This window comes from Arthrobacter sp. UNCCL28 (assembly GCF_900102805.1).
Taxonomy (GTDB): Bacteria; Actinomycetota; Actinomycetes; order Actinomycetales; family Micrococcaceae; genus Arthrobacter; species Arthrobacter nicotinovorans_A.
This window is the reverse complement of sequence record NZ_FMWE01000006.1, coordinates 17,033-40,951: the sequence shown is the minus strand read 5'-3', so window position 1 is coordinate 40,951 and position 23,919 is coordinate 17,033. Positions and strand designations below refer to the sequence as shown.

The 23,919-nt window shown below is 63.8% G+C and carries 26 protein-coding genes and 1 tRNA gene; 17 read left to right on the top strand and 10 right to left on the bottom strand.

Annotation, left to right across the window (positions count from 1 at the left end; translation table 11 throughout):
- Window positions 1–63: 63 nt before the first annotated feature.
- The gene (locus BLQ01_RS16020; RefSeq protein ID WP_026542185.1) at window positions 64–1,017 is read left to right on the top strand and encodes an Lrp/AsnC family transcriptional regulator; all 954 of its coding nucleotides are present in this window, start codon (window positions 64–66) and stop codon (window positions 1,015–1,017) included.
- Here BLQ01_RS16020 and BLQ01_RS16015 read toward each other — a convergent pair.
- Window positions 1,001–2,449: an amidase family protein gene (locus tag BLQ01_RS16015; protein WP_091552824.1), complete on the bottom strand. Its 1,449-nt coding sequence runs from the start codon at window positions 2,447–2,449 to the stop codon at window positions 1,001–1,003. The two genes, BLQ01_RS16020 and BLQ01_RS16015, sit on opposite strands and share 17 nt — an antisense overlap.
- 123 nt (window positions 2,450–2,572) lie before the next feature.
- Window positions 2,573–2,722 (bottom strand): hypothetical protein, encoded by a 150-nt coding sequence (locus BLQ01_RS22435; RefSeq protein WP_175493464.1) that lies wholly within the window; start codon window positions 2,720–2,722, stop codon window positions 2,573–2,575.
- Between BLQ01_RS22435 and BLQ01_RS16010 the strand changes: the two genes are divergently transcribed.
- The 4 genes from BLQ01_RS16010 to BLQ01_RS15995 all read left to right on the top strand — a co-directional run bounded on the left by BLQ01_RS16010 (window position 2,721) and on the right by BLQ01_RS15995 (window position 6,870).
- On the top strand, window positions 2,721–3,476 hold the full coding sequence (locus BLQ01_RS16010) for a DUF5058 family protein (protein WP_035761132.1): 756 nt from the start codon (window positions 2,721–2,723) through the stop codon (window positions 3,474–3,476). The two genes, BLQ01_RS22435 and BLQ01_RS16010, sit on opposite strands and share 2 nt — an antisense overlap.
- A gap of 80 nt (window positions 3,477–3,556) precedes the next feature.
- On the top strand, window positions 3,557–4,294 hold the full coding sequence (locus BLQ01_RS16005; RefSeq protein WP_026542182.1) for a hypothetical protein: 738 nt from the start codon (window positions 3,557–3,559) through the stop codon (window positions 4,292–4,294).
- Window positions 4,295–4,348: 54 nt separating this feature from the next.
- The gene (locus BLQ01_RS16000; protein ID WP_091552823.1) at window positions 4,349–5,602 is read left to right on the top strand and encodes an amidohydrolase; all 1,254 of its coding nucleotides are present in this window, start codon (window positions 4,349–4,351) and stop codon (window positions 5,600–5,602) included.
- 59 nt (window positions 5,603–5,661) lie between these two features.
- Window positions 5,662–6,870, top strand: coding sequence for a DUF6226 family protein (locus BLQ01_RS15995; protein WP_091552821.1), 1,209 nt, complete (start codon window positions 5,662–5,664; stop codon window positions 6,868–6,870).
- A gap of 1 nt (window position 6,871) precedes the next feature.
- Here BLQ01_RS15995 and BLQ01_RS15990 read toward each other — a convergent pair whose 3' ends face one another.
- Together BLQ01_RS15990 and BLQ01_RS15985 are read right to left on the bottom strand one after the other, a co-directional pair.
- Window positions 6,872–7,105: a helix-turn-helix transcriptional regulator gene (locus tag BLQ01_RS15990; protein WP_091552820.1), complete on the bottom strand. Its 234-nt coding sequence runs from the start codon at window positions 7,103–7,105 to the stop codon at window positions 6,872–6,874.
- Between the two features lie 141 nt (window positions 7,106–7,246).
- Window positions 7,247–7,319: transfer RNA gene (locus BLQ01_RS15985), tRNA-Thr, on the bottom strand.
- Between the two features lie 214 nt (window positions 7,320–7,533).
- Here BLQ01_RS15985 and BLQ01_RS15980 point away from each other — a divergent pair.
- Window positions 7,534–8,265: an HAD family hydrolase gene (locus tag BLQ01_RS15980; protein WP_091552818.1), complete on the top strand. Its 732-nt coding sequence runs from the start codon at window positions 7,534–7,536 to the stop codon at window positions 8,263–8,265.
- Here BLQ01_RS15980 and BLQ01_RS15975 read toward each other — a convergent pair.
- Genes BLQ01_RS15975 through tmk form a run of 3 tightly spaced genes read right to left on the bottom strand, consistent with a single transcriptional unit; the run spans window position 8,262 to window position 11,719 of the window.
- A complete protein-coding gene (locus BLQ01_RS15975) occupies window positions 8,262–9,857 on the bottom strand; it encodes an alpha/beta hydrolase (RefSeq protein WP_091552816.1) in 1,596 nt (531 codons plus the stop codon). The genes BLQ01_RS15980 and BLQ01_RS15975 overlap by 4 nt on opposite strands.
- A gap of 9 nt (window positions 9,858–9,866) precedes the next feature.
- Window positions 9,867–11,018 carry a DNA polymerase III subunit delta' gene (locus BLQ01_RS15970; protein WP_026542177.1) on the bottom strand — a complete coding sequence of 384 codons (1,152 nt, stop codon included), beginning with the start codon at window positions 11,016–11,018 and terminating at the stop codon, window positions 9,867–9,869.
- A complete protein-coding gene (gene tmk, locus BLQ01_RS15965) occupies window positions 11,015–11,719 on the bottom strand; it encodes a dTMP kinase (RefSeq protein WP_254779494.1) in 705 nt (234 codons plus the stop codon). Before tmk ends, BLQ01_RS15970 begins: the two co-directional genes overlap by 4 nt.
- A gap of 82 nt (window positions 11,720–11,801) precedes the next feature.
- On the opposite strand from tmk, the gene BLQ01_RS15960 reads away from it, so the two are divergent.
- On the top strand, window positions 11,802–12,986 hold the full coding sequence (locus BLQ01_RS15960) for a trans-sulfuration enzyme family protein (RefSeq protein ID WP_091553047.1): 1,185 nt from the start codon (window positions 11,802–11,804) through the stop codon (window positions 12,984–12,986).
- Window positions 12,987–12,996: 10 nt separating this feature from the next.
- On the top strand, window positions 12,997–13,338 hold the full coding sequence (locus BLQ01_RS15955) for a DUF2516 family protein (protein WP_026542174.1): 342 nt from the start codon (window positions 12,997–12,999) through the stop codon (window positions 13,336–13,338).
- Between the two features lie 6 nt (window positions 13,339–13,344).
- Here BLQ01_RS15955 and BLQ01_RS15950 read toward each other — a convergent pair whose 3' ends face one another.
- Window positions 13,345–14,166, bottom strand: coding sequence for a class I SAM-dependent methyltransferase (locus BLQ01_RS15950; RefSeq protein WP_175493463.1), 822 nt, complete (start codon window positions 14,164–14,166; stop codon window positions 13,345–13,347).
- Between the two features lie 132 nt (window positions 14,167–14,298).
- Between BLQ01_RS15950 and BLQ01_RS15945 the strand changes: the two genes are divergently transcribed.
- Complete coding sequence (locus tag BLQ01_RS15945) at window positions 14,299–15,045, top strand: phosphoglyceromutase (protein ID WP_026548400.1); 747 nt, start codon at window positions 14,299–14,301, stop codon at window positions 15,043–15,045.
- 144 nt (window positions 15,046–15,189) lie between these two features.
- Here the strand turns inward: BLQ01_RS15945 and phoU are convergent, their stop codons facing one another.
- On the bottom strand, window positions 15,190–15,843 hold the full coding sequence (gene phoU / locus BLQ01_RS15940; RefSeq protein ID WP_026548399.1) for a phosphate signaling complex protein PhoU: 654 nt from the start codon (window positions 15,841–15,843) through the stop codon (window positions 15,190–15,192).
- Window positions 15,844–16,042: 199 nt separating this feature from the next.
- On the opposite strand from phoU, the gene BLQ01_RS15935 reads away from it, so the two are divergent.
- Together BLQ01_RS15935 and BLQ01_RS15930 are read left to right on the top strand one after the other, a co-directional pair.
- Window positions 16,043–17,347 (top strand): sensor histidine kinase, encoded by a 1,305-nt coding sequence (locus BLQ01_RS15935; protein WP_175493470.1) that lies wholly within the window; start codon window positions 16,043–16,045, stop codon window positions 17,345–17,347.
- The gene (locus BLQ01_RS15930) at window positions 17,344–18,024 is read left to right on the top strand and encodes a response regulator transcription factor (protein ID WP_020608526.1); all 681 of its coding nucleotides are present in this window, start codon (window positions 17,344–17,346) and stop codon (window positions 18,022–18,024) included. Before BLQ01_RS15935 ends, BLQ01_RS15930 begins: the two co-directional genes overlap by 4 nt.
- Before the next feature lie 93 nt (window positions 18,025–18,117).
- Here BLQ01_RS15930 and BLQ01_RS15925 read toward each other — a convergent pair whose 3' ends face one another.
- Window positions 18,118–18,684, bottom strand: a complete 567-nt coding sequence (locus tag BLQ01_RS15925) for a hypothetical protein (RefSeq protein ID WP_091552814.1) — start codon at window positions 18,682–18,684, stop codon at window positions 18,118–18,120.
- Window positions 18,685–18,977: 293 nt separating this feature from the next.
- Here BLQ01_RS15925 and BLQ01_RS15920 point away from each other — a divergent pair, with 293 nt between their 5' ends.
- The 6 genes from BLQ01_RS15920 to rlmB all read left to right on the top strand — a co-directional run bounded on the left by BLQ01_RS15920 (window position 18,978) and on the right by rlmB (window position 23,867).
- Window positions 18,978–19,460, top strand: coding sequence for a CarD family transcriptional regulator (locus tag BLQ01_RS15920; RefSeq protein WP_011690592.1), 483 nt, complete (start codon window positions 18,978–18,980; stop codon window positions 19,458–19,460).
- 155 nt (window positions 19,461–19,615) lie between these two features.
- Window positions 19,616–20,398 carry a 2-C-methyl-D-erythritol 4-phosphate cytidylyltransferase gene (gene ispD, locus BLQ01_RS15915; protein ID WP_091552812.1) on the top strand — a complete coding sequence of 261 codons (783 nt, stop codon included), beginning with the start codon at window positions 19,616–19,618 and terminating at the stop codon, window positions 20,396–20,398.
- A complete protein-coding gene (gene ispF / locus BLQ01_RS15910) occupies window positions 20,398–20,955 on the top strand; it encodes a 2-C-methyl-D-erythritol 2,4-cyclodiphosphate synthase (RefSeq protein WP_091552811.1) in 558 nt (185 codons plus the stop codon). Before ispD ends, ispF begins: the two co-directional genes overlap by 1 nt.
- Window positions 20,948–21,304 (top strand): hypothetical protein, encoded by a 357-nt coding sequence (locus BLQ01_RS15905; protein ID WP_091552809.1) that lies wholly within the window; start codon window positions 20,948–20,950, stop codon window positions 21,302–21,304. Before ispF ends, BLQ01_RS15905 begins: the two co-directional genes overlap by 8 nt.
- Before the next feature lie 35 nt (window positions 21,305–21,339).
- Window positions 21,340–22,794 (top strand): cysteine--tRNA ligase, encoded by a 1,455-nt coding sequence (gene cysS / locus BLQ01_RS15900; RefSeq protein ID WP_091552808.1) that lies wholly within the window; start codon window positions 21,340–21,342, stop codon window positions 22,792–22,794.
- 80 nt (window positions 22,795–22,874) lie between these two features.
- On the top strand, window positions 22,875–23,867 hold the full coding sequence (gene rlmB, locus BLQ01_RS15895; RefSeq protein ID WP_091552806.1) for a 23S rRNA (guanosine(2251)-2'-O)-methyltransferase RlmB: 993 nt from the start codon (window positions 22,875–22,877) through the stop codon (window positions 23,865–23,867).
- Window positions 23,868–23,919 lie beyond the last annotated feature (52 nt).

Genomic DNA, 23,919 nt, shown 5'->3' with positions numbered 1-23,919 from the left:
ACGCACCGCACCAAAGTCCGTGGTGAAATTGAGCAAACCCAGCCCACGAAGGACGGAACTTGCATGGTGGTCTTTGACGCCCTGGAACGGCAGATCGTTGCTGCGCTCCAACTTGATCCCCGCTGCCCCTGGCGGAAAATGGCAGCCGTCCTGGGCGAGGCGGAGCGAACTGTCGCCCGCCGTGGGTCACAGCTTTTGGAGTCCGGTGCCGTCGCGGTGGTGGGTATCCGGCCCCAGCCGGCCGTGGTCCTGGTGCAGATGCGCTGCCTGCCCGGTACGGTGCGGGCGGCAAGCCATGCCCTGTGCCAACGGCTGGACACCACCTTCGTATACACCACCACCGGTGCCGGGGATTGCGTGGCGGAGATCCTTACGGAACCTTCACGCATGGGCGACGTCCTCTCTGACGGGTTGCCCGCCACCATCGGCCTGCGTGACTCCACCAGCTACCCTGTGCTCCGGTACTTCCGCACCATTCGCGGCTGGCGGCCGGAAATCCTCGGCAATGACAAGGCGGAGGCGCTCCGCTCGAGCCTCACGCCGGACTCAGGAAGCCTGGTGGCGCGGCAGGATCTCAGCCGTCAGGACCACGAGATCGTGGACGCCCTCTGCGCTGATGGTCGGATGAGTTTTGAAGCGTTGGGCCGGCGGGTCGGCGTTTCGGAAGCGACAGCCCGCCGCCGCACCGACTGGCTCCTGGCCAACAACCAGGTTCACCTGCGCGCGATCGTCGAGCCCGCATCCTTTGGGCTGGACGTCGAGGCATTGCTGTGGGTCCGGGCTTCTCCCCAACATGTCGAACAAGTGGGCCGGAGCTTGGCCGAGCTGCCCACCGTCCGCTATGCAGCGGCCATTGCCGGCGACTACCAGATCATGGCGGATGTGACGGTGGAGGACATGGCCGCCCTCTACCGCTTCATCACCGACTCCGAGTGGGCACAGCATGCTGTCACGGTTGATGTTTCCATCCTGCTGGACGCTGGAAAACGCGGCGGCCGGGTTATGCGTTCACGGTAGTCAGTGGCTCCCGGGCCGGGGTAACAACGGGTGCGACGGCGGCGTAGCCGGTCTGCTGTTCGAAGGCGCGGCCATACCGGAGCAACTGCATGTCCGTGTAGTGGTTGGTGGCCAGTTGCAGCCCGATGGGGAGGCCGGAAGGTCCAAAGCCTGCCGGCACGCTAAGCACAGGCAGCCCCGTTGCCGACAACAGGCAGGCCGAGCGCATCCAGTCCAGATACGTTTCGGAAGGCACCCCGGCAATGTCCGCCGGGTACCGCTGCGAGGCATCGAAGGGGAGGACCTGGGCGCACGGGCTGGCGAAGAGGTGGTACTGCCCAAAGAATGACTGGACGCTTTGTTCCAGCCGTGTTCGGGCCGCCGCGGTCTCAATCAGGTCCCGGGCAGTGAGATCGAAGCCCTTCCGGACGTTCCAATGCACCTCGGGCTTGATGACGTCTCCGGCGCGTTCCAGGATCGGTCCCAGCCCTGCGGCGAAGTCCATGGCCCGGGTATTGCCGAACACGAGGTCTGCCTCGCTGAAATCGGGGGTGGCTTCTTCCACGATTGCGCCCAGGCCTTCGAAGACCTTTAGTTGCCGTTCGAGGTGCTCCAGGATTTCAGGATCCACGGGAACTCCGATTCCGAAGTCCCTGGACCAGCCGATCCGGACCCCGCGCATGTCCGCCTCGAGCCCTGCCCGGAAAACGCCGGGTTCCAGAACCGCAGGGTGCGGAACGCGGGAATCCTTGCCCGCAGTCACGGACGTGAACAAAGCGATGTCCTCCACGCTCCGAGCCATGGGGCCAGTCCTTCCCAACCACGCGTAAGCGTTGACGTCGGACGGCATGGGGATCACCGCCGTCGAGGGCCTGAAACCCACCACGTTGCAGAAGGAGGCCGGGATGCGGAGCGAGCCGCCCATGTCGCTGCCGTCGCCGATGCTTTGGACGCGGGATGCGACGACGGCGGCCACCCCGCCACTGCTGCCGCCGGCGCTGAGGGTGGGCGCGTAGGGGTTGGTGGTGGTACCGAAGAGGTCGTTGAATGTGTGGGAGCCGGCTCCGAACTCGGGAACGTTCGACTTTCCGGTACTGACCACGCCGGCCGCCTTCAACCGCGCGATGATGAGGTCATCGGCGTCGGGAACGAAGTCGCGCAAGGCGAGCGAGCCCTGCGTGGTGCGCATTCCAGCGGTGTTGTTGGTGTCCTTGTGGGTCATCGGCACACCGTGAAGCGGCGGCAGCTCTGCTCCCGTTGCGGTCATCTGGTCCGCACGATGCGCCAAGGCCTGGGCACTTTCGGCGTCCAGGGTGACCACTGCATTGACCACGGGGTTGACCGCGGCAATCCGCTCCAGGTGATCGGCCAGGGCTTCGCGTGCCGAGATCTTCTTGTTGCGGATCGCTGCGGAAAGTTCGACGGCGGACAGCTCGCCAATGGACTCGGGCATGGTGCTCCTTTGCTGGATGTGTACTGCTTGAAGTGTGCCGCGTCACACCGCGCTGCCGGAAGCCCATGCGAAGCGAAACAAGGGTATGACGGATTCGGCCATGATTCAGGCTGATTCCGTCAGCTATTGAAGGTGATCAGGCTCATAGTCAAAGGTGTTGGTAACCCCACGGCCGATCCGGCTGGTGGGAATGGATTTGCCCCATTGCGCCACACGCCGGACAACGTCGTCCGGAGGTGGAAGTGCTGCGGGGCACACACCGGAGGTTTCCATGCACCGACTCCTGGCCCAACAAGCGGCCCTGCAAGTGCCCACCGAATCAACCGACATCATGTCCGTCGCCAACAATCCCGTCCTGTGGATCTGCGTCGCCGGCGTCTTCGGCGTCATCATCATCCAGTCAGTCATCTTCATGAAGGCCGCCCGCCGGGCAGCGCCGTCGGTAGAGATGAGCCCGCAGGACATCAAGACCTCGTTCCGTTCCGGTGCGGTCTCCGCGATCGGACCTTCCTTGGCGGTGTCGCTCGTAGCCATTGCCCTGCTGGGCCTCTTTGGTGCTCCCGCAGTGCTCTCCAGGATCGGCCTCATCGGTTCAGCAGCCTATGACGTATCGGCCGCCGGCATTGCCGCAGGCTCCATGGGGGCCAAGCTCGGCGATGCCAGCTATACACAAAGCGTCTTCGCCGTGGCCTTCTTTGCCATGAGCATTGGCGGTGCCATGTGGATGCTCGCCACCCTGATCCTGACCCCACTGCTCCGCAAAGGAGACGCCAAGATCCGCTCGGTAAATCCTGCGGCCATGGCCATTGTTCCGGCCGCTGCCCTGATCGGAGCCTTCTCTTGCCTGGGCTTCACCGAGCTCCCCAAATCCGGTGTCCATGTGTTGTCGTTCATGGTCTCGGCCGCGGTGATGGGCCTGTGCCTGCTGCTGGCCAGGAAACTCGGCAAGAGCTGGCTGCGCGAGTGGGGGCTTGGTTTCTCCATCGTCATCGGGCTTGGGGCCGCCTACCTCGCCGTCGGCGCGTGATCCCATCCGCGTGATCCCGTCCGCGTGATCCCGCTTCCGGTCAAAAGCCTTGATTCTTGAGCACGAAAGGAACACCCCTCATGTCCTCCATCACTTCCGCTCCTGCCAGTACCAGCAGCTCCACAATGGCTGATTTCAACCGCACCACCTCCCGCTGGGGCCAGATCACCATGATCTGCGGCCTGCTGATCTCGGTAGCCGGGCCCCTGTTTCTCGTCTTCGCCAGTGGCCTGGACATCGGGCCCGCGCAACTGTGGATTGCTTTCGCCGCAGTGGCTGCAACCTTCGGCATCATCTGGATCGTTGAGCCCCTCACCTACTACCCCATCCTTGGCCCTGCAGCGATGTACCAGGCCTTCATGATCGGCAACATCTCCAACAAGCTCCTGCCGGCCGCCCTGATCGCCCAAACCAACATCGGCGCCAAGCCGGGAAGCAAGCGCGCCGAGCTGGCCGCCGTCGTCGCTATCTGTGGTGCCGCAGCAGTGCATCTGGTTTCGCTCGCCATTTTCGTGGGCCTCCTGGGGAGTTGGCTGATCAGCGTCATCCCGCCGTCGGTGCTGCTGGTGACGCGTTCATACGTGCTGCCCGCCGTCCTTGGCGCGGTGCTGGTGCAGGCCATCGTGTCCCTGAAGCAGCCCCGCACTACGGTATTCGCCCTGCTGGTCTCGGCAGTGGTCGTGTTCGTGGTGTTGCCGCTGGTGCCCTCGCTCGCCATGGTCTCCACCGCCATCGCCGTCCTGGGCACCATCTTGCTGGGGTGGTTCTTCCGCGGCAAGACATCCTTCACCGAAGCGAAGCCGATCCACATGGAATAGCACCCTCCAGCGCAGCACGCAGCAGCCCCAAAAACCACCCAGGAAGACAGGCCAATGACCCAGACAGCCACCTCCACCGCACTTGCCACCGCCACGCCACTCGATGCCGAACAGACCGCCAAACTGCACTCCCTGTACCGTCGCTTGCATGCGCATCCGGAACTGTCCATGCAGGAGTTCGCCACAGCAGGATTGATTGAAGATCAGCTGGACGAACTCGGGATCGAGCACTTCCGATGCGGCGGGACAGGGGTGGTGGGCATCCTTCGGAACGGCGACGGACCGGTAGTGGCGTTCCGCGCCGACTCGGACGGGCTTCCCATTGAGGAAGCCACAGGACTGGACTACGCCAGCACAGATACCGGTACCCTTCCGGACGGCACGGTGGTGCCCGTCATGCATGGTTGCGGGCACGACACCCATGTTGCCAGCCTGCTGGGTGCCGCCGAAGTCCTCGCTGGCAACCTGGAGTCCTGGTCCGGCACGCTGGTACTCATTTTCCAGCCCGGCGAGGAAACTGCAGCAGGAGCACTTGCCATGCTGGACGATGGGCTTTGGGACAAAGCACCGCGTCCGGAGGTGGTGTTCGGACAGCACGTCATGCCCCGGCCTGTGGGTACTGTCGCGATCTCCAACGGTCCGGTAGCCGCTATGGCGGATTCGCTCCGGGTGACGGTCCACGGCCAACAGTCCCATGGATCCCAGCCGCAGGACTCCATCGATCCCATCGTCATGGCCGCGCACATGGTCACGCGGCTCCAGGGGATAGTTTCCCGGGAACTTGACCCACGCAAGTCCGCCGTCGTCACGGTGGGGACCTTCCACGCAGGACTGAAAGAGAACATCATTCCCGCCTCGGCCGAGTTCACGCTCAACATCCGCACCTTCGACGACGACGTGCGTGGGCAGGTTCTCTCCGCCGTTCGCCGCATCATTGAGGCAGAGGCCGCAGCATCCGGGGCGCCTGCGCCGGTCATCGAGGAAATGTACCGCTTCCCCCAATGCTTCAACGACCCCGACGCCGTCCCTGACGTGGTTGAGGCACTGCGGCTGGCGTTGGGGACTGAGGCAGTTGAAATCACTCCGCCCATGATGGGCAGCGAAGACTTCGGGCACTTGGGCGCCGCTATCGGGGTCCCGTCAGTGTTTTGGATGTTCGGCGGTACCCCTGCCTCCGGGCACGAAGGCCCCGGCCCAATTCCCGTCAACCATTCGCCGTTCTTCGCCCCGGAGTTGGAAGGTTCGCTGGCCGGAGGAGTCGCGGCCGCCGTCGCAGTGTTGATGTCCCGGCTGGGAGTCAGCCTTTGATCCGGTGCCCGTAATCCGGACGCAGGGCCAAACCTACGGGCTCGGCCTAGGATGGGCGCATGGGGGATACCGAGGATCTTTTTGACGGGCCGGCATCTGCATTGCCGGCAGCGCTTTCGAGCAAGGCTGTGCTGAATCGACGCACTGCCGGGTACTTGCCGGCGCAGGAGGAGGGAACCCCGGTCAAGCACCTGGGCGGGTACGCGCCGTTCGTGCTGTTCTGCGAAAGCAAGGGAGTCTCCGGCGGCCGGCTTGCCGCGGACATATCAGCGTTGCTGGAATTCCTTCGCTCCACTATCGGCGATATCTCCGTTGAACCGGGTTTGAGCGAGGCCGCCACAATATTCGTGGGAAACGCCATTGCGGCCATGCGCCCGGAAGCATCCTGGAGAATCATGCCGGACGGTTCCCGCGAAGTCGGAGACCGCGGCATGGTGGTGACGGTGGACCGCTTGGTTGAGGGATTGCGGAAGGCCGACGACGAGATGGTGGCCGGCCTCCTGGCCCACCTTATGGAGTGGGCCAGCGAAGAGCCGGACGGTCCCGCGCCCGCCGAATTGCGGCCGGTTCCCACGGGGCAAGCTCCTGAGCTTTTCATACGGCCGGAGTTGCCATCACGCGAGTACCGGGACATCAACGGCCAGGCGATCGAATACGGGAGCAGATGGGGTTCGGACAGCCCTCCGGAGGACTCCTACAGCGTTGACACCCACGGCGAACGCTTCGAAGGGCTGCACTTGGTTGCCCGGGCCTTGATGGGGTTCCTCGACAAAACCTATGACGTAGATGTCAGTCAGGTCCCGGCACACGCGCCGGAGGTGTCAGTGAGCGCCGGTGAGGTGATCGACGTCGTTCGTTTGGCACCCCGGGACCCGCTTGCGGCGCCATTGACGTTCGTGCTTACCAGTCTTCCGTCAGTGGTGGTCCGTGCTGGAGTGCTGCACGACTTTCCGTTCCCCATCTGCGGTTGCGACGCCTGTGACGAGACCGCAGAGAGCGAAGCTTCGCGTTTGGAGGAGTTGGTCCTTGGCGTTGCAGCAGGCGGTTACGGGGAGCGCTATCCTGTGGGCCGGAAGCGCTGGGCGGAGTATGCGCTCTTTGCTGCCGATGGATCCGGCAGCCGCAGCGGTTCGGGTCCTCGGTCGGCCTCACCTGATCAGCTCGCCGCTGCTGAGAAGCGGCTGCAGGCCGTCCCGAATGGATGGAGGGCGTGGCCACCCAGGGGGAGCAGAACCCCTGTTCGCGCTTCGGGGACAGCACCCGCCTAGGTCACGGCCGCACCTCCAGCTTGGAAAAGCGCGGTACCAAAGCGACGTCGCGGCCCACTGCCCTGATGGCCTGCATGGCAACGACGACGGAGACTGCTCCGCCGGCTTCGAGACGTACGATGGTTCCCCGGGTGACGCCCAGTTTCACGGCGAGATCCTGCTGCGTGATTGCGGCTTCTTTGCGCGCATCTGCGATGGACCTACCTAGGGAGGCGGCATCGACAGCCCGGCCCACTTCCTGAAATGTCCTATATCTCGAACATTTTGTAAATTACGGTAAATGTTCGATATTTCCAACATCACCTCTGCCGCGCGGGCCGGGCTTAAAGCGAAAAGCCCCGGACTACCCAACAAGGGTTGTCCGGGGCTTGGCCCGAGCTTCCTATCAGAATCGAACTGATGACCTTTTCATTACGAGTGAAACGCTCTACCGACTGAGCTAAGGAAGCACCGCGTCCATCCCCGGTTTCCCGGCGATCACGCAAGACATAACTGTAATAGAGGCACCGCACCCGGGTCAAAACGAGGGCGGTGGCGGCAGTTGCGGGGATGTTCACTCACGCGTCGGGCCGGGTTCAGGCGGGCGTTTCCCTGCCGCCGGAAGCTGGGGAATCAACTGTGGCGGGTACACCCGCCACACAGACAAGCCAAAGGAGCCGCTCAATGACCGGGGACGCATTGACCAGGGACGCCAGCCACACCACCAACCGGCTGCGGCTGGCCGTAGTGGACATGGTGGGTACCACCATCACCGATGACGGCCGCACGGAGCGGGCCATGTCGCGGGCATTGGTGGAGCACGGCGTCGAACCCGGCAGCACCACCTTCGAGAGCATGCTGGGCTATGCCCGGGACACCATGGGCTTCTCGAAAATGACCGTGTTCGGCCACCTTTTCGACGACGCAGCGGTGGCAGCCAGCGCCAACAAGGTCTTCGAGAAGGCCTACGACGAAATGATTGACGACGGCGGCGTCCGGGCCATTCCCGGTGCCGAAGACGCCATCCTGTGGATGCGTGAGTCCGGAATGCAGGTCTGCCTGGCCACGGGCTTCGGCAGGCATACGCAGAACATGGTTTTGGAATCCCTGGGGTGGATGGGCCTGGCGGACTTGAGCCTGTGCCCGGCGGATGCGGGGCGCGGGCGGCCCTACCCGGACATGATCCTGACCGCCGTCCTCGCCCTGGACCTTGACGACGTCCGCGAGGTGGCGGTGGTGGGCGATACGAGCTCGGACATGCTCTCCGGCGTCCGTTCAGGAGCCTCCCTTGTTGCGGGCGTCCTGACAGGATCCCACTCCGAGGCGACGCTGCGCGCGGCCGGCGCCACCGCCGTCGTGGATTCCATCAAGCACCTCCCGCTGCTGGTGGAGAAGCGGGAAGCCAGCCGCCTTTAGCAGGTGAGGCCGTCCTGCGGCAGCTTTCCGTCCACAAAGTACTCGTCGACGGCGGTGCTGACGCACGAGTTCGAGCGGCCGTAGGCGGTGTGCCCCTCGCCTTCCCACGTGACCAGTGAGGCGTTCTCCAACTGCTTCCGCAGCGACTGGGCCCACTCCAGGGGAGTGGCGGGATCGCCGGTGGTGCCTACCACCACGATCGGAGCGGAGCCCTTGTAGTCAACCGGTGCAGGGGTCCGGGTGTTTTTGTACGGCCAGTCCTTGCAGTTGACTCCGCCGTAGGCAAAGAAAGCGCCGAAGGTGGGGGAGTCCTGGATCAGTCGGGCTTCCTCTGCGCGCATGCCTGCGGTGTCAGTGACCATGGGGTAGTCCAGGCAGTTGATGGCTTGGAAGGCAAAGGCGGAGTTTGAGCTGTAGGTGCCGTTTGGCTCGCGGTCGGCGCCAAGGTCAGCGAGCCGCATCATCTGGGAGGCGTCGCCGGAGAAGGCGCTCTCCAATGCCTGGGTCAGGGCGGGCCAGCTTTGGTCGTTGTAGAGGGGGAGGATCAAGCCGTTGACGAAGTCGTTGCCCGTCACCAACCGGCCGTCCTTGGCCGTTTGTGGGTTCTGGTCCACGGCGTTGATGAGTTCACGGATTTCCTGGACCCCGTTGTCTACGGAGCCGCTGAGCGGGCACTGGTTCTGGCCCTGGCAACTGGCCACGTAGGTGCGGATGGCCCGTTCGAAGGCCCGGGCCTGCCCGGCCGTCAGTTCCTCGTTGCTGATGGAGGGATCCACGGCACCATCGAGCACCAGGTGGCCGACGTTGTCCGGGAACAGTGTTGCGTAGGTGGATCCCAGGAAGGTGCCGTAGGAAAAGCCCAGGTAGTTGAGCTTGGCGTCATTAAGCACCGCACGCAGGACGTCCAGGTCCTTGGCCGCACTGACGGTATCGATGTGCCCCAGGACATCACCGGTCTGCTCCGAGCACTGCTGCGCGAAGGACTTGTTGAAAGCCAGTGCAGCTTCCAATCCTTCGTCCGTGTTTTTCCGGAATACCTTTTCGCGGGCAGCGTCACGTTCGGCGTCGGTCATGCAGGTGACAGGAGCGGAGCGTTTCACACCGCGGGGATCAAAGCCCACCAGATCGAAGTTGTTCTTCAGCTTTTCGGTGAAATTGGTGTTGCCCGCATCCTTGAGGTAATCCACGCCCGAGCCACCGGGACCACCGGGATTTACCAGGATGGACCCCTGTTTGTTGCCGGTGCTGGCCAACTTGATGACGCCGAGCGAAATTTCACCATTGCCAGGGTTGGCGTAGTCCTTGGGTACCTGGACTTTGCCGCACTGGAAGCCGTTTTCGCAAGAGCTCCACTCCACCGGCTGGGAGTAGAACTTCTCCAAGCCCTTGGGTGCAGAAGCTGCGATGGACGGATCAACCGTGCTGGTGGACGGCTTGGCCGTAGGCGCCGGAAGGAACGGCACAGTGCACGCGCTCAGAACCAGCGCGGCCGCAACGGCAACACAGGCAGCCACGAAGCCGCGACCGGCCCCACGCTTGGCGGACCGGTCCCTTGAAGGGGCACCGGCGAACCGGCGGGGTGCGGACGTCATGGGGTTCTCCTATTGCTGGATGAGGCTCGTGGCCATGGACTCGACCGCCAACAAGGGAGCCACGTTGGTGGTGGTGATTCGGACACGGGCTTTGTTGATGGCATCCATCCGGGCCAGCGTGGTTTCCGGGGTTGAACTGCCGGCGTAGTCTTCCAGTTCGCTCTTGAGCTCAACGTTGACCAGCTCCACGGCGTTCCCCAGCTGGATGATCAGCACGTCGCGGTAGAAGGACAAAAGATCCGTCAGGGTACGGTCCAGGGAATCGGTAATGGACCGCTTGGCGCGCCGCTTCTGGTCGTCCTCGAGCTGTTTGACCTGGCTGCGCATGGAAGGGGGCAGCGTGCCCGACTCCGGAGCGCCCAGGCTTGCCAGCAGCGCAATCTTTTCCGCGGCATCGCGTTCGTCATTGGAGCTGTTGGCTTCCTCGGTGGCGATCTTCACCAGCTTCTCGGCCATCATTACCGCTGCCGTGACGCCCCGCAAACCCAGCGGAATCCTCACGGTATCCAGCCGGCGCTGCCTGGCATCGGCGTCGCGGGCCAGCCGCCGTGCGATGCCGATGTGGCTCTGCGCAGCCCGGGCGGCGCGGTCAGCGAGTTGACGTTCGACGCCGTCGCGCCTCACCAGGAGATCGGCGACGTCGGAGGCAGGCGGGAGACGGAGGCTTACCGGTCTGCACCTGGAACGGATCGTGACCAGGACGTCGGCGGGGGAGGGGGCGCACAGCATCCAAATGGTGCGGGGCGTCGGTTCCTCGATCGCCTTGAGTAGTACGTTGGTGGTCCGCTCGGCCATGCGGTCCGCGTCCTCCACCACGATGATGCGCCAGCGGCCAGTGGCAGGCCTGTCGCCGGCTTTGGAGACCAGTTCCCGGGCTTCGTCGATGGTGATGGTGACTTTTTCGGTCCGCACGAACGTGACGTCGGAGTGGGTTTCGCCAAGGATCGTGTGGCAGGCCGCGCATTCTCCACAGCCGCGAAGGGTTACATCATCCTGCTGGCAATTCAGGGCAGCGGCGAAGGCCTTTGCTGCGTTGGAACGGCCGGATCCGGGTGGACCGGTGAACAGCCAGGCATGGGTCAGGCCGGTTTCACCCTGAGCCGCCTGCTTCAATTGAGCTACAACCGGCGCCTGCCCCTGGAGGTCGTCCCAGACACTCACGGACGGTCGCCTGGAACAGTTTCGCCGGTGCGCAACACAGGGTTCACAGGTTCACCATCGCCGTGGCCGGCCAGGAGGGATTCCACCCGCTCCAGGATCTGCGCTGCGAGTGTTTCAATATCGCCGTTGGCGGGCAAGACGAGGTAGCTCGAGGGAGCGGCCCCGGCAAGTTGCAGGAAAGCCTGGCGGATGGCGGAGTGGAACTCATCAGGTTCGGACTCCAGCCGGTCTTCCGTGGCGTCCCCCGCGGTCCGCCGCCGGCGGCCGTCGGAGGGGTCGACGTCGAGCAGTACCGTCAGGTCCGGGTGCAGGCCTTCGGTGGCCCACTGGTTCAGCGCAAGAACTCCTTCGGCACCCAGGCCGCGTCCGGCACCCTGGTAGGCGACGGAGGAGTCAATGTAGCGGTCAGTAATGACCACAGTTCCCTCCGCGAGGGCCGGACGGATCACCTGGCTTGCATGGGCGGCGCGTGCAGCAGCAAACATGAGGGCTTCGGTGCGGGCATCGATCGTGCCGTGCCCGTGGTCCAGGACCAGGGAGCGCAACTTTTCACCGATGGGAGTGCCGCCGGGTTCGCGGGTACGCAGCACGGAAAGTCCCCGCGACTGGAGGGTCTCAGAGAGCCGGGCCGCCTGCGTGGACTTACCCGCTCCGTCCCCGCCTTCGAAGGCGATAAATAGACCTGGGCTCTGAATACTCACCCGTCTAGCCTACCGAGCTTCACTGACTTCCAAGCGCGTCATGCCTTTCATCCACAGCCTGCACCCCTACTACGCTGACACCATGAGCCTTTCCGATCAGCATGCCGCCGAATTGTCGCCGGAAACCGTGGTTGTTGCAGCCGGCCGGCCGGACCGCGCCCACGATGAGCCGGTCAATCCGCCCATCGTCCTGTCCTCCACATACTTCGGTACCGGCTCCCTCAGCGACGGTGACCGTGGCTACGGACGCTACGCCAACCCCACGTGGGATCCCTTCGAGGACGCACTGGCCAAGCTGGAGGGTGCCACCCTCCCCGGCCTGCTGTATGCCTCCGGGCTGGCGGCAGTCAGTTCGGCACTGTCCCTGGTGCCGGCCGGGGGCGTCGTGGTGATGCCCTCGCATAGTTACGCCGGTTCGTTGGTGATGGCAACGGAGCTGGCAGAGAAGGGATTCCTGGAGCTGCGAACGGTGGACATCACGGACACGGATGCAGTGAAGGCCCTCATCAGCCCGGAAAACGGCAAGGCAGCCGATCTCCTCTGGCTGGAAAGCCCCACCAACCCCATGCTCGGCATCGCCGATATCCGGGCATTGGCGGATGCCGCGCACGCGGTGGGCGCAATCGTGGTGACGGACAATACCTTCTCGACGCCCTTGGTGCAGCAGCCGCTGAGCCTGGGTGCCGACGTCGTACTTCACTCGGTGACCAAATACCTGGCCGGACATTCGGACGTCGTGCTGGGCGCCTTGGTGACCTCCAACCCGGAACTGCGCGCCACGCTCCTGCACCACCGGATCATCCACGGCGGAATCGCCGGACCGTTCGAAGCCTGGCTCGCGCTGCGCGGCCTCCGCACGCTGGCGCTGCGGATTGAGCGCTCGCAGGCCTCGGCTGCAACCCTTGCCGAACGGCTCAGCAGCCACCCGCGCGTCGAAACAATCCGGTACCCGGGCCTGCCCGGCGATCCCGGGCACCAGCGCGCCAAAGAACAGATGAAGGGTTTCGGTTCCATCCTCTGCATCCAGATTGCCGGTGATGAGCAGCGCAGCGGTGCCGACGCCGCGGACGAACTGGTCCGCGCCCTGCAGCTCTGGCTGCCTGCAACATCCCTGGGCGGGGTCGAATCACTGATTGAACGCCGACGCCGGCACACGGCCGAGCCGCTGAGCGTCCCGGAGAATCTGGTCCGGTTGAGCGTTGGGATCGAGAACGTGGAAGACCTCTGGTCCGACCTTGAGCAAGCGCTGAAGTCGCTGGACATATAGGCTAAAGGGCGTGGACGGAAAACTCTTGATCAGCTTTGTCACCAGCGGGATCTACTTGATCCTTGGGCTGGTGGCCCTTGCCTTGGAAGTGTGGGCCTTCGCGGACTGCCTGCGCCATCGTCCGACGCTCTTCGTGGCTGCTTCCAAGCGGACCAAGACGTTTTGGACTGCGCTGACCGGCATCGCTTTTGCGATCGGTGCACTGACGGTCTTCACTGGCGGAAACGGACTGGGCCTCTTCGGCATCGCAGCAGTGACCGCAGCCTGCGTGTACCTCGCCGATGTCCGTCCCGCCCTGCGCGAGGCCGGCAGTGGCGGCAACCGCAATGTGGGCCCTTACGGTCCCTGGTAGAAGGCTCTACCTGGGCGCCACCGCGTCCCACGCCACTGTCACTTCACCGAGGCGCCACCGTGCCGGACCATCCTGAAGCGGCCACCCGGCGTCGCGCAGTGAATGGCACATGGCTGTCCATCGCTGCCGGTTCCCGAACGATGCCAGCGGGGCCGCCTCCAGCCAGGCCTTGTCCATCGCCTGGAGGAACGCGTGGATGGGTTCGCCGGGAACGTTCCGGTGGATCAGGGCTTTAGGCAGCCTCTCAGCTATCTCCGAAGGCAGCTCGAAACTGCCGAACCGCACCGAAAAACTGAGGCTCAATGGGCGCTCGGAGTCCAGGGCCACCCACGTGACGCGGCGGCCGATCTCATCGCACGTGCCGTCAATGAACAGTCCGCCCGGCGCGAGCCGCGACTGCACCAGATGCCAGATCCCGGCGACGTCGGCTTCCTCGTATTGCCGCAGCACGTTGAAGGCGCGGACCAGCACGGGGTTTCCCGGCACCGGAATCTCGAAACCGCCCACGTGGAAGCTCAGCCCGGGCCGCTCGAGAGCCATGGCGCTCCGGACCCGCTCCGGTTCAATCTCGATGCCGCAGAGCCGCACATCCGGACGCACGGCCTGCAGCCGTTCGAAAAGTTCAACCGCTGTGGCGGGCGAGGCGCCATAGCCCAGATCCACTACAAGGGGGTCGACGGCGGTGCGCAGCCGCCAAGATTGCGGACCGGCGAGCCATCGGTCCAAACGGCGCATGCGGTTGGGGTTGGTGGTACCCCGGGTGATGTTGCCAACCGGCTTGCCGCCCCTGCTTCGGGGAGAGCCCACCCGTTCCGCCTTTTGCACCACGGCCACCACTTTATCCTGCAACCCGGGGTCACTTATGGCCCCTTGAGGGCTTTCAAAGGGGCCATAAGTGACCCCGCGTTGCTCTTCGTAACGCCGGGCAGGCAACGGAACCGCTCAGCTAGGATGAAAACCATGACTTACAAGCTGATTCTGCTGCGCCACGGCCACAGCGACTGGAACGCCAAGAACCTGTTCACCGGTTGGGTGGACGTTGACCTGAACGATCAAGGCCGCAAAGAAGCAGTACGCGGTGGGGAACTGCTGGTTGAGAACAACATCCTCCCGGACGTCCTCTACACCTCGCTCCTGAAGCGGGCCATCAACACTGCCAACATGGCGCTGGACAAGGCCAACCGCGGTTGGATCCCCGTCAAGCGCGACTGGCGGCTCAACGAGCGCCACTACGGCGCCCTGCAGGGCAAGGACAAGGCCCAGACCCTCGCCGAGTTCGGTGAAGAGCAATTCATGGAATGGCGCCGGAGCTACGACACCCCGCCGCCGCCCCTGTCCGACGACAGTGAATTCTCCCAGGCACACGATCCCCGCTACGCGGATCTCGGCGACGCCCTGCCGCGCACCGAGTGCCTCAAGGACGTCCTTGTCCGCCTGCTCCCTTACTGGGAATCGGACATCAAGGAAGACCTCAAGGCGGGCAAGACCGTCCTGGTCACCGCCCACGGAAACTCGCTGCGGGCCCTGGTCAAGCACCTGGACGGCATCAGCGATGAAGCCATTGCCGGACTGAACATCCCCACGGGCATCCCGCTGGTGTACGAACTGGACGAGGACTTCCAGCCGGTCACCCCCGGCGGAACGTACCTGGACCCCGACGCAGCAGCACAGGCCATCCTCGCGGTGGCGAACCAGGGCAAGAAATAATTCCTCCGCTGCTGCCGCGGCGACTGCTCGGTCGTCCCTCCCTTGGACGCAGTTCGCCCGCGGCACCAGCTACGGAGCTGGATTGAACGACGGCGGCCGGTCACTTTACGTGACCGGCCGCCGTCGTTTGTTTGCGGGTGAGGGCTAGAAGCCTTCAGGCTGCCATTCGCCCGTCACCAGGTAGGTGACCTTGCGGGCAACCGAGACGCCATGATCGGCGAAGCGCTCGAAGTAGCGGCTTGCCAGGGCAACGTCCACGGTGGTTGACGGGCTCTCGCTCCACTCTGGGGCGGCGATGGCCTTGAAAACGCTGAGGTGGAGGTCGTCCACGGCGATGTTGATCTTGAGGATGTCCCGGGCCACTTCGAGGTCCCGGGTTTCCAGGAGCTCGATGACCTTGGCGGTGATCTCGATGTCGTGCTGGGCCATGGCCTTGAAGGTCTGGGTCAGCGAAGCGGGGATCACAGTAGCCGGGTAGCGCAGGCGGGCCAGCTGGGCTACGTGGCGGGCGAGGTCGCCCATGCGCTCCAGCGAGGCACTCATGCGCAGGGAACCCACGATCATACGGAGGTCGCTGGCAACCGGGCCCTGCAGTGCAAGGATGTCGATGGCGCGTTCGTCGAGGCTGTTCTGGAGGAAGTCGATCCGTGCATCTGCCGCGATGACGTCCTGTGCCAGATCCACATCGGCACCTTCGAAGGATGTTGTGGCCTTCGTGATTGCTTCGTGAACCAGCTTGGAGATCTCGATGAGGTCGTCACCTACCTGGGTGAGTTCCTCCTGAAAAACCTTGCGCACTAAGGCGTCCTTTCCTTGGAAATCCGGTTCCCGGGGGATGGGCCGGACTTCAAAACCATTGGCAGTCCAACCAGTAACTGTGTCAGGGCCCAGTGAACTGTTCGGCACCTTTAGATGAACGTTAGTTGAACCGTCCGCGTTTGGCGCCGGATCACTGCTTGCCCGTCTTTCCACAGCATAAGCTGGAGCCGTGGATCCATTGCTCATAGGTGTCGTCGCCGGCCTCGTTGGCTTGTCGTTGGGCGTCTTTGGCATGCTCGCGTTCAGGATCAGCGAACGTCAGCGGAGCATCGTGGACCTGGACGTTACCGAGCCCCGCCTGCCTGAGGGTGCCGCCGAGGTGCTTGCCGTCGTCGGGCGTGCGTTTGTCGTAGTGGACGTGATCGACGGCGTCGTCCGTGCCAGTCCCGCCGCCTACGCCTACGGACTGGTCCGTGGGCACACGGTGGTGCATAAGCAACTGCTGGACATGACTGCCAAGGTACGCCGCGATGGCGTGATCCTGGAGGAGCAATATGAGCTTCCCCGCGGTCCGCTGGGCAAGGGCACCATCGTGGTGCAGGTGCGTGCGGCCATGCTGGGCCAGGAATACATCGTCCTCCTGGCCGATGACCGCACCGAAATTACCCGTACCGAAGAGATCCGCAACGACTTCGTGGCCAACGTCTCCCATGAGCTTAAGACTCCCGTTGGCGCCATCTCGCTCCTTGCCGAGGCCCTTGAAGCCTCGCCGGACGACGAAGAAGCAGTACGCCGCTTCGCCAAGCGCATGCACAAGGAATCCGGCCGGCTCGCAGCCTTGGTCCAGGACATCATTGAACTGTCCCGCCTCCAGGGTGCCAACGTCGCCCAGCAAGGTCACTCGGTGGATATCAACACTGTGATTACCGAGGCCGTGGACCGTTCGCAGCTGCCGGCAGAGAGCAAGAACATCCAGATTGTGGTGGGCGGCCACTCGGACTCGCTGGTCTTCGGCGACAGGGACCTGCTGGTCACCGCACTGCGCAACCTGATCGACAACGCCATCCGCTACTCACCGGAAAACACGCGCGTGGGGGTTGGTATCCGAACCCGGGAAGGTGTCGTCGCCATCTCCGTGACTGACCAGGGCGAGGGCCTGACCCCCGAGGACCAGGAACGGGTCTTTGAACGCTTCTACCGCGTTGACGCCGCCCGTTCCCGGCATACCGGCGGCACCGGCCTTGGCCTGAGCATCGTCAAGCATGTGGTCTCCAACCACGGCGGCGAGGTGACCGTATGGTCCCAGCCCGGCCAGGGGTCCACCTTCACCATCCGCCTTCCGGAAATGGAAGGCCAGGACGACGACGGCGGCCAGCCGGCTGCCGCTGCAACAACGGTTTCCGCCGCGGAACCTGCGGCACCAGGCGTCGCCGTCGAGCCCCAGCGGACCGTTCACCAAGCCAACAATGCGATTCAGCAAACCCCTATCGCGGGTCAACAAAGGGGCGCCAGCGGCGTCCAAGAGCAAGGAGCCAGCGCTTGAGCCGGATTTTGATTGTGGAGGACGAAGAGTCCTTCAGCGACCCCCTGTCCTATCTCCTGGGCAAGGAAGGGTTCGACGTCGAGGTAGTGGACAACGGCAGTGATGCCTTGGTGGAATTCGACAGGAACGGAGCAGACCTGGTCCTCCTGGATCTGCAGTTGCCCGGCACCCCGGGCACCGAAGTCTGCCGCCAGCTGCGCCAGCGTTCCAGTGTGCCTGTGATCATGTTGACTGCCAAGGACTCCGAGATCGACAAGGTCGTAGGCCTGGAACTCGGCGCCGACGACTACGTCACCAAGCCGTATTCCTCCCGGGAACTCGTGGCCCGTGTCCGCGCGGTTTTGCGACGCCAGGGTGAACCGGAGGAACTCATCACCTCCACCGTCCAGGCCGGGCCGGTCCGCATGGACATTGAGCGGCACGTGGTCAGCGTCAACGGCGAACAGGTGTCGTTGCCGCTGAAGGAGTTCGAACTGCTGGAAATGCTGCTTCGCAACTCAGGTCGGGTGCTGACGCGTGGCCAGTTGATCGACCGCGTGTGGGGTTCGGACTACGTTGGCGACACCAAGACCCTGGATGTGCACGTGAAGCGGCTCCGCAGCAAGATTGAGCCCGATCCCTCCGCTCCACGCTACCTGGTCACGGTGCGTGGGCTGGGCTACAAGTTCGAGCCGTAAAGGCCTCCTGCCAATAACAGCTGCAACAACAAAGGAAGGGTCCCGCCGAGGCGGGACCCTTCCTTTGTTGTAAGGCTTGTAGCGTATTGCCTGCTAGTGTCCGGCTGCTGCGGACTCGGAGGGCGTCGCGGACGATGTCGACGTCGGCGTACCGGACTCCGTCGACGTAGGCGTTGCCGATGAGCTGGCCGTGGCGGGCAGGTACTTGGCGTACTCGGGCAGGGTGCCGTCTACTACCGGGACGTTGATCGTGGCGGAGTCGGATCCGCTGCGGATCGTGATCGGGGTAAGACCACCGGGGATCACGCCTGCTGTGCTCAGGATGGCGGCGTCGGCGGAGTCGTTCAGGTACGTCTCCGAGTTTGCCTTGACCGGGATCTCGGTCTGGGCGCCGTTCGCACCACTGATGGTGAGCGTCGCATCCGAGCTGGACTGGTTGAACACAGCGCCGATAACGCGGCCGGGCTCGTTCTCACCCGAGGCAACGATCAGCATGTTGCGCAACTGCAGCTTGCCGAGATCAGCTTTGACCCCGTCCGATGCCGAGTACTGGTGGGTAGTCTGCTGGGCGTTGACGAATCCGCAGCCGGTGACGGACAGAAGACCGACGCCGATTGCAGCCGCCGCAATTGCCAGCTTGCCGCGCTGGACAGGGTTCATCGCAGTATTGCGCACGACACCTACTCCTCAAGAGTCATTGGAACACTTTTCAGCCATAGCCTATCGGCAAACAGGTCGAAATAAGGATTCGAGGAGGCATTATGGCGCGGCCTGCGGGGGAGATCTTGCTCGCACTTCGCTTCCTCGAAGCATCTTTAGGCCAATACGTCAAGACCTTGGAGGAAGTCGTTTAAGGCCTTTTCCCCTGTATTGGCGCGGCAGAAGCGCCTTCCGGGTGCCAGTCGTATGCCTTAATCGTGATAGACTAATCTGCGGGAAAGGGGAAAGTCCACATGGTTTTTGAGGTCGGCGAGACAGTAGTTTACCCTCACCACGGTGCAGCAAAAATTGAGGAAATCAAGATGCGCACCATCAAGGGCGAAGAGAAGATGTATCTCAAGCTCAAGGTGGCTCAGGGTGATCTGACCATTGAAGTTCCAGCAGAGAACGTTGACCTTGTTGGGGTCCGGGACGTAGTGGGCAAAGAAGGCTTGGAGCACGTGTTTGACGTTCTCCGCGCCGAGTTCACTGAAGAGCCTACCAACTGGTCACGTCGTTACAAGGCGAACCTGGAGAAGCTTGCTTCAGGCGATGTCATCAAGGTGGCGGAGGTCGTTCGCGATCTTTGGCGTCGTGATCACGATCGCGGCCTTTCCGCAGGCGAGAAGCGGATGCTGGCCAAGGCGCGGCAGATTCTGATTTCAGAACTGGCCCTGGCGGAGAAGACGGACGAAGAGAAGGCTGCAAGCGTTCTTGACGAGGTCTTGGCTTCCTAAGAATTGAGCCCCGGTGGTGCGAAAGCGCCGCCGGGTTTCTTTTTGCCCAAATAGGGTCGGAGGTACTTGATCATCAAGTATCTTCAGGCGGAAAAGTGCCCGGAGACGCATGATCATCAAGTATCTGCAGGTACTTTCCCAGTAACGTTGGGCGCATGAGTACTCCTTCCAAGCGCGCCGTTACGGCCGTGATCCTGGTTGCCGCCGGTTCCGGTGAGCGTCTGGGCTACGGCATGCCCAAATCCCAGGTCCCGCTCGGCGGTGAAGCCATCCTGATGCATGCCCTTCGGGGAGTAGTGGCAGCAGACGTAGCCCGGCAGATCTGCATCGCCGTCCCCAAAGGCGACACGGAGCTCCGTGAGTTGATCGCCGACTTCACCGTTGATCTGGTGGACGGCGGCCCGGAGATCTCCGTGGTCGACGGCGGATCGTCCCGCGCGGATTCCGTCCGCTCCGCTTTGGGTGCTTTGGAAGACGGCACGGAATTCGTCCTCGTGCACGATGCTGCCCGTGCCTTGGCCCCGGAGCGCGTCTTCCAGCGCGTCGCCGACGCCCTGGCTGCGGGTGCGAAAGCCGTCATTCCCGCCATGCCCGTGGTGGACACCATCAAGACAGTCTCCGGGACGTCCGAAGCTGACTCCTCCATCGCTCCGGAAGTTGTCACTGGGACGGCGCCACGCGAACAACTCAGGGCCGTACAGACTCCGCAAGGCTTCGAGTGGGCCACTCTGCGCCGTGCCCACGAGGCTGCTGCACTCTTTGACGACAAGCAAGCCGCGTCCGTCACTGATGACGCCATGCTGGTTGAGCTGTTGGGTGTTCCGGTCCATGCCGTCCGGGGAGCGAGCCAGTCCCTGAAGATCACCACGCCATTGGACCTCATCATCGCCGAAGGACTCCTGGAGGGACCTTTGGGTATTCGTTGGGTGGAGGGCTGATGGCATTGGACCGCAACGTGATCCTGCCCCGCACCGGTATCGGCATTGATGTCCATGCATTTGCCCCCGCGGACGACCCCCAGCCGCTCTGGCTTGGCGGGCTCTTCTGGGAAGGTGAACAAGGACTTTCAGGGCATTCCGACGGCGATTGCGTGGCCCACGCTGCGGCGGACGCACTCTTCTCCGCCTGCGGAATCGGCGACCTCGGCACGCACTTCGGCACGGACCGCCCCGAGTTTGCCGGGGCCTCGGGAGTGAAGTTGCTCGGGGAAGCGGCGCGCATTGTGCGCGAGGCCGGATTCGCGATTGGCAACGTCGCAGTGCAATTTGTGGCCAACCGTCCCAAATTCGGGCCGCGGCGCGAAGAGTCCCAACGCGTCCTCAGCGAAGCAGCCGGCGCTCCTGTCAGCGTCACCGCCACCACCAGCGACGGACTGGGTTTCACCGGCCGTGGTGACGGAATCTCCGCTGTTGCGACGGCCCTGGTGTATCCGGTTTCCGGACACGAGGCCACCGTAGCGGAGCCGGGACCGGCGAAAGGTGCGCCGCATGGATAAGCCGCGTGCCGGCGTCGTGCGTTCGGCGGTGGTGCTTTCCGCCGGCCTTGCGGCCGCGCTCTTGCTGGGCGGTTGTGCGGGTTCCTCCACCATGGACGTGGCGGCCAGTTGCGAATTCCTGAACAACGACACCTTCAAGCCCGATGGCAACCAGCAACAGCAGTCCAAACAGATCGCTGCGCACTATCACGAGATCGCGGGCAAGCTTGCTCCGGAGATCGGAAACCCCATCAAGGAGATGGCGTCGATCATGGATGACGCTGCGGCTTCATCGCTCGGTGCGGCCACCAAGGACCAGCAGGAAAAGCTCAAGGTTCAGTTCAATAAGATCGGCGAATACTGCAAGTAGGCAGGTCACGCCGCGTCATCGGCTAATCTGGAGCGGTGACCCTGCGCTTCTATGACACCGCCTCCGCCGAAGTCCGAGACTTCGTTCCCCTCGAAGACGGCAAGGCCAGCGTGTACTACTGCGGGGCCACTGTTCAGGGAATGCCTCACGTGGGCCACGTCCGGTCCGCCATCGCCTTTGACCAACTGACCCGGTGGCTTGAATTCCGCGGCCTCCGCGTCACAGTGGTGCGCAATGTCACTGACATAGACGACAAGATCCTTGCCAAGTCCGCCCAGTCGTTCGGACCGGACTGGGATGCCGAGCCCAGCGCGCGCCAAGCTGAAGAGTGGTGGGCCCTGGCCTACCGCTACGAGCAGGAATTCCAGAACGCCTACGACTCCCTTGGTGTTCAACGGCCAACCTACGAACCCCGGGCCACGGGCCACATTCCCGAAATGCACGCGCTCATCCAGCGCCTCATCGACCGCGGCCACGCCTACCCCGCACTGGACGATTCCGGCGACGTCTACTTCGATGTCCGCTCCTGGAGCAAGTACGGCTCGTTGACGCGGCAGAATATTGATGACATGCAGGGAGCCGCCGACGCGGACCCCCGCGGTAAGCGGGATCCCCGCGACTTCGCGCTGTGGAAGGGTTTCAAGGACGGTGAACCCGTCACCGCCAAGTGGGAGTCCCCTTGGGGTGCCGGACGTCCCGGCTGGCACCTCGAGTGCTCTGCGATGGTCACTAAATACCTCGGGTCCCGGTTCGATATCCACGGTGGGGGATTGGATCTGCGCTTCCCGCACCACGAGAACGAGATGGCCCAGTCCCAGGCGGCCGGCGACGACTTCGCCAACTTCTGGATGCACAACGGCATGGTCACCTACGAGGGTGAAAAGATGTCCAAGTCCATCGGCAATACGGTGAGCCCGGCCGAAATGCTGGAGCTCGCATCGCCCCGCGTGGTCCGCTACTACCTGGGCCAGGCGCACTACCGCTCCATCCTGGATTACCGGCCGACGTCGTTGCAGGAGGCTGCGGCCGCCGTCGAACGCATTGACGGGTTCATCCACAAGGCGTCGGCGAAAGTCGGGGCAGCCGTCTCGGACGTTTCCCCGCAGGCCAACATGCCCGCTGCTTTCATTGCAGCCATGGACGACGATCTCAACGTGCCCCAGGCCCTCGGTGTGCTTCACGAAACCGTGCGGGCAGGCAACACAGCGTTGGCTTCGGGCGATCTCGACGCTGCCAAAGTTGCCCTGTACAGCGTGCTCTCCATGACCGAAGTGCTTGGCCTGGATGCGGTCAAGCGCCCCGAAGCTGTTCAAGGACGCGAGCACGCCGCATTGGAAGTGCTGATCGATGCCCAACTCGCCGCCCGGGCTGCTGCCAGGGCCGCCAAGGACTGGGCTGCATCGGACGCGATCCGGGACACCCTGGCTGCTGCGGGCGTCGTGGTCGAAGATGGTGCGGACGGGGCAACCTGGAGCCTCAAACGCGACTGACAAAAGGCCGCGGCGGCCGAATTGCATCGGGTCAGTAGACTTGATTCCAGACTTACTCACAAAATCAAGGATGGAATCTCATGGCCAACAACGGTCGCCGGTCGGTCAAGCAGAAGAAGGGCCCCTCCACCGGAACCGGTGGCCACGGCCGCAAGGCCCTGGAGGGCAAGGGTCCCACGCCCAAGGCGGAGGACCGCACCTACCACAAGGCATACAAGAACAAGCAGCTGGCTGAGCGCTCAGCTGCCAAGCGCGGCACAGGTCTCCGTCAGGGTGGCGCCGGTGCGCGCTCGGGCCCTAAGGGCCGTGCAACCGAAGAACTGGTCACCGGCCGCAACTCGGTGGTCGAAGCCCTCCGCGCCGGCATCCCGGCCAAGGCACTGCACGTGGCCATCCGCATTGAGATGGACGACCGCGTCAAGGAATCCCTCAAGCTTGCGGCCGAGCGTGGCATCCCCTTGCTCGAAACCGGCAAGGTTGAACTGGACCGCATGACCGAGGACGCCGTTCACCAGGGCCTGGTCCTGCAGATCCCGCCGTACGAGTACGAGGACGCCTACGACCTCGCCGAGACGACGCTGGCCAAGTGGAAGAAGGGGCACATCTCCAACGCCCCCATCTTCGTGGCACTGGATGGCATTACGGACCCTCGCAACCTTGGTGCGATCATCCGCTCCGTATCCGCGTTCAGCGGCCACGGCGTCATCGTGCCCGAACGTCGCTCCGTCGGCGTCACTGCGTCCGCCTGGAAGACCAGCGCCGGTGCCGCTGTCCGCGTGCCGGTGGCCCGCGCGTCGAACCTGAACAACGCCCTCAAGCAGTTCAAGAACATGGGCATTTACGTGCTTGGCCTCGATGGCGACGGCGACGTCTCGTTGCCCGACCTCACCGTTGCAACCGAGCCCGTGTGCATCGTGGTGGGCTCCGAAGGCAAGGGCCTGAGCCGGCTGGTCCGCGAAAACTGCGACCAGATCGTCTCCATCCCGATCGACTCCGCCATGGAATCGCTCAACGCGTCCATGGCCGTTGGTATCTCGCTGTACGAAGTGTCGAGGCAGCGCTCGGCTAAGTAGTCTTCGCTAAGGCGCCGCAAGCGCCGTCCACCTGGCTGAGGCGCCGCAAGCG

What these genes read in the sequence shown, in the direction of transcription:
- BLQ01_RS15975 (WP_091552816.1), bottom strand. Translation starts at nt 9,857, where the DNA reads ATGACGTCCGCACCCCGCCGGTTCGCCGGTGCCCCTTCAAGGGACCGG.
- rlmB (WP_091552806.1), top strand. Translation starts at nt 22,875, where the DNA reads ATGGCCAACAACGGTCGCCGGTCGGTCAAGCAGAAGAAGGGCCCCTCC.
- BLQ01_RS15980 (WP_091552818.1), top strand. Translation starts at nt 7,534, where the DNA reads ATGACCGGGGACGCATTGACCAGGGACGCCAGCCACACCACCAACCGG.
- BLQ01_RS15925 (WP_091552814.1), bottom strand. Translation starts at nt 18,684, where the DNA reads ATGAACCCTGTCCAGCGCGGCAAGCTGGCAATTGCGGCGGCTGCAATC.
- BLQ01_RS15945 (WP_026548400.1), top strand. Translation starts at nt 14,299, where the DNA reads ATGACTTACAAGCTGATTCTGCTGCGCCACGGCCACAGCGACTGGAAC.
- ispD (WP_091552812.1), top strand. Translation starts at nt 19,616, where the DNA reads ATGAGTACTCCTTCCAAGCGCGCCGTTACGGCCGTGATCCTGGTTGCC.
- BLQ01_RS16000 (WP_091552823.1), top strand. Translation starts at nt 4,349, where the DNA reads ATGACCCAGACAGCCACCTCCACCGCACTTGCCACCGCCACGCCACTC.
- BLQ01_RS15905 (WP_091552809.1), top strand. Translation starts at nt 20,948, where the DNA reads ATGGATAAGCCGCGTGCCGGCGTCGTGCGTTCGGCGGTGGTGCTTTCC.
- BLQ01_RS15920 (WP_011690592.1), top strand. Translation starts at nt 18,978, where the DNA reads ATGGTTTTTGAGGTCGGCGAGACAGTAGTTTACCCTCACCACGGTGCA.
- BLQ01_RS15960 (WP_091553047.1), top strand. Translation starts at nt 11,802, where the DNA reads ATGAGCCTTTCCGATCAGCATGCCGCCGAATTGTCGCCGGAAACCGTG.
- BLQ01_RS16015 (WP_091552824.1), bottom strand. Translation starts at nt 2,449, where the DNA reads ATGCCCGAGTCCATTGGCGAGCTGTCCGCCGTCGAACTTTCCGCAGCG.
- BLQ01_RS16005 (WP_026542182.1), top strand. Translation starts at nt 3,557, where the DNA reads ATGTCCTCCATCACTTCCGCTCCTGCCAGTACCAGCAGCTCCACAATG.
- BLQ01_RS16010 (WP_035761132.1), top strand. Translation starts at nt 2,721, where the DNA reads ATGCACCGACTCCTGGCCCAACAAGCGGCCCTGCAAGTGCCCACCGAA.
- BLQ01_RS15995 (WP_091552821.1), top strand. Translation starts at nt 5,662, where the DNA reads ATGGGGGATACCGAGGATCTTTTTGACGGGCCGGCATCTGCATTGCCG.
- BLQ01_RS16020 (WP_026542185.1), top strand. Translation starts at nt 64, where the DNA reads ATGGTGGTCTTTGACGCCCTGGAACGGCAGATCGTTGCTGCGCTCCAA.
- ispF (WP_091552811.1), top strand. Translation starts at nt 20,398, where the DNA reads ATGGCATTGGACCGCAACGTGATCCTGCCCCGCACCGGTATCGGCATT.
- BLQ01_RS22435 (WP_175493464.1), bottom strand. Translation starts at nt 2,722, where the DNA reads ATGGAAACCTCCGGTGTGTGCCCCGCAGCACTTCCACCTCCGGACGAC.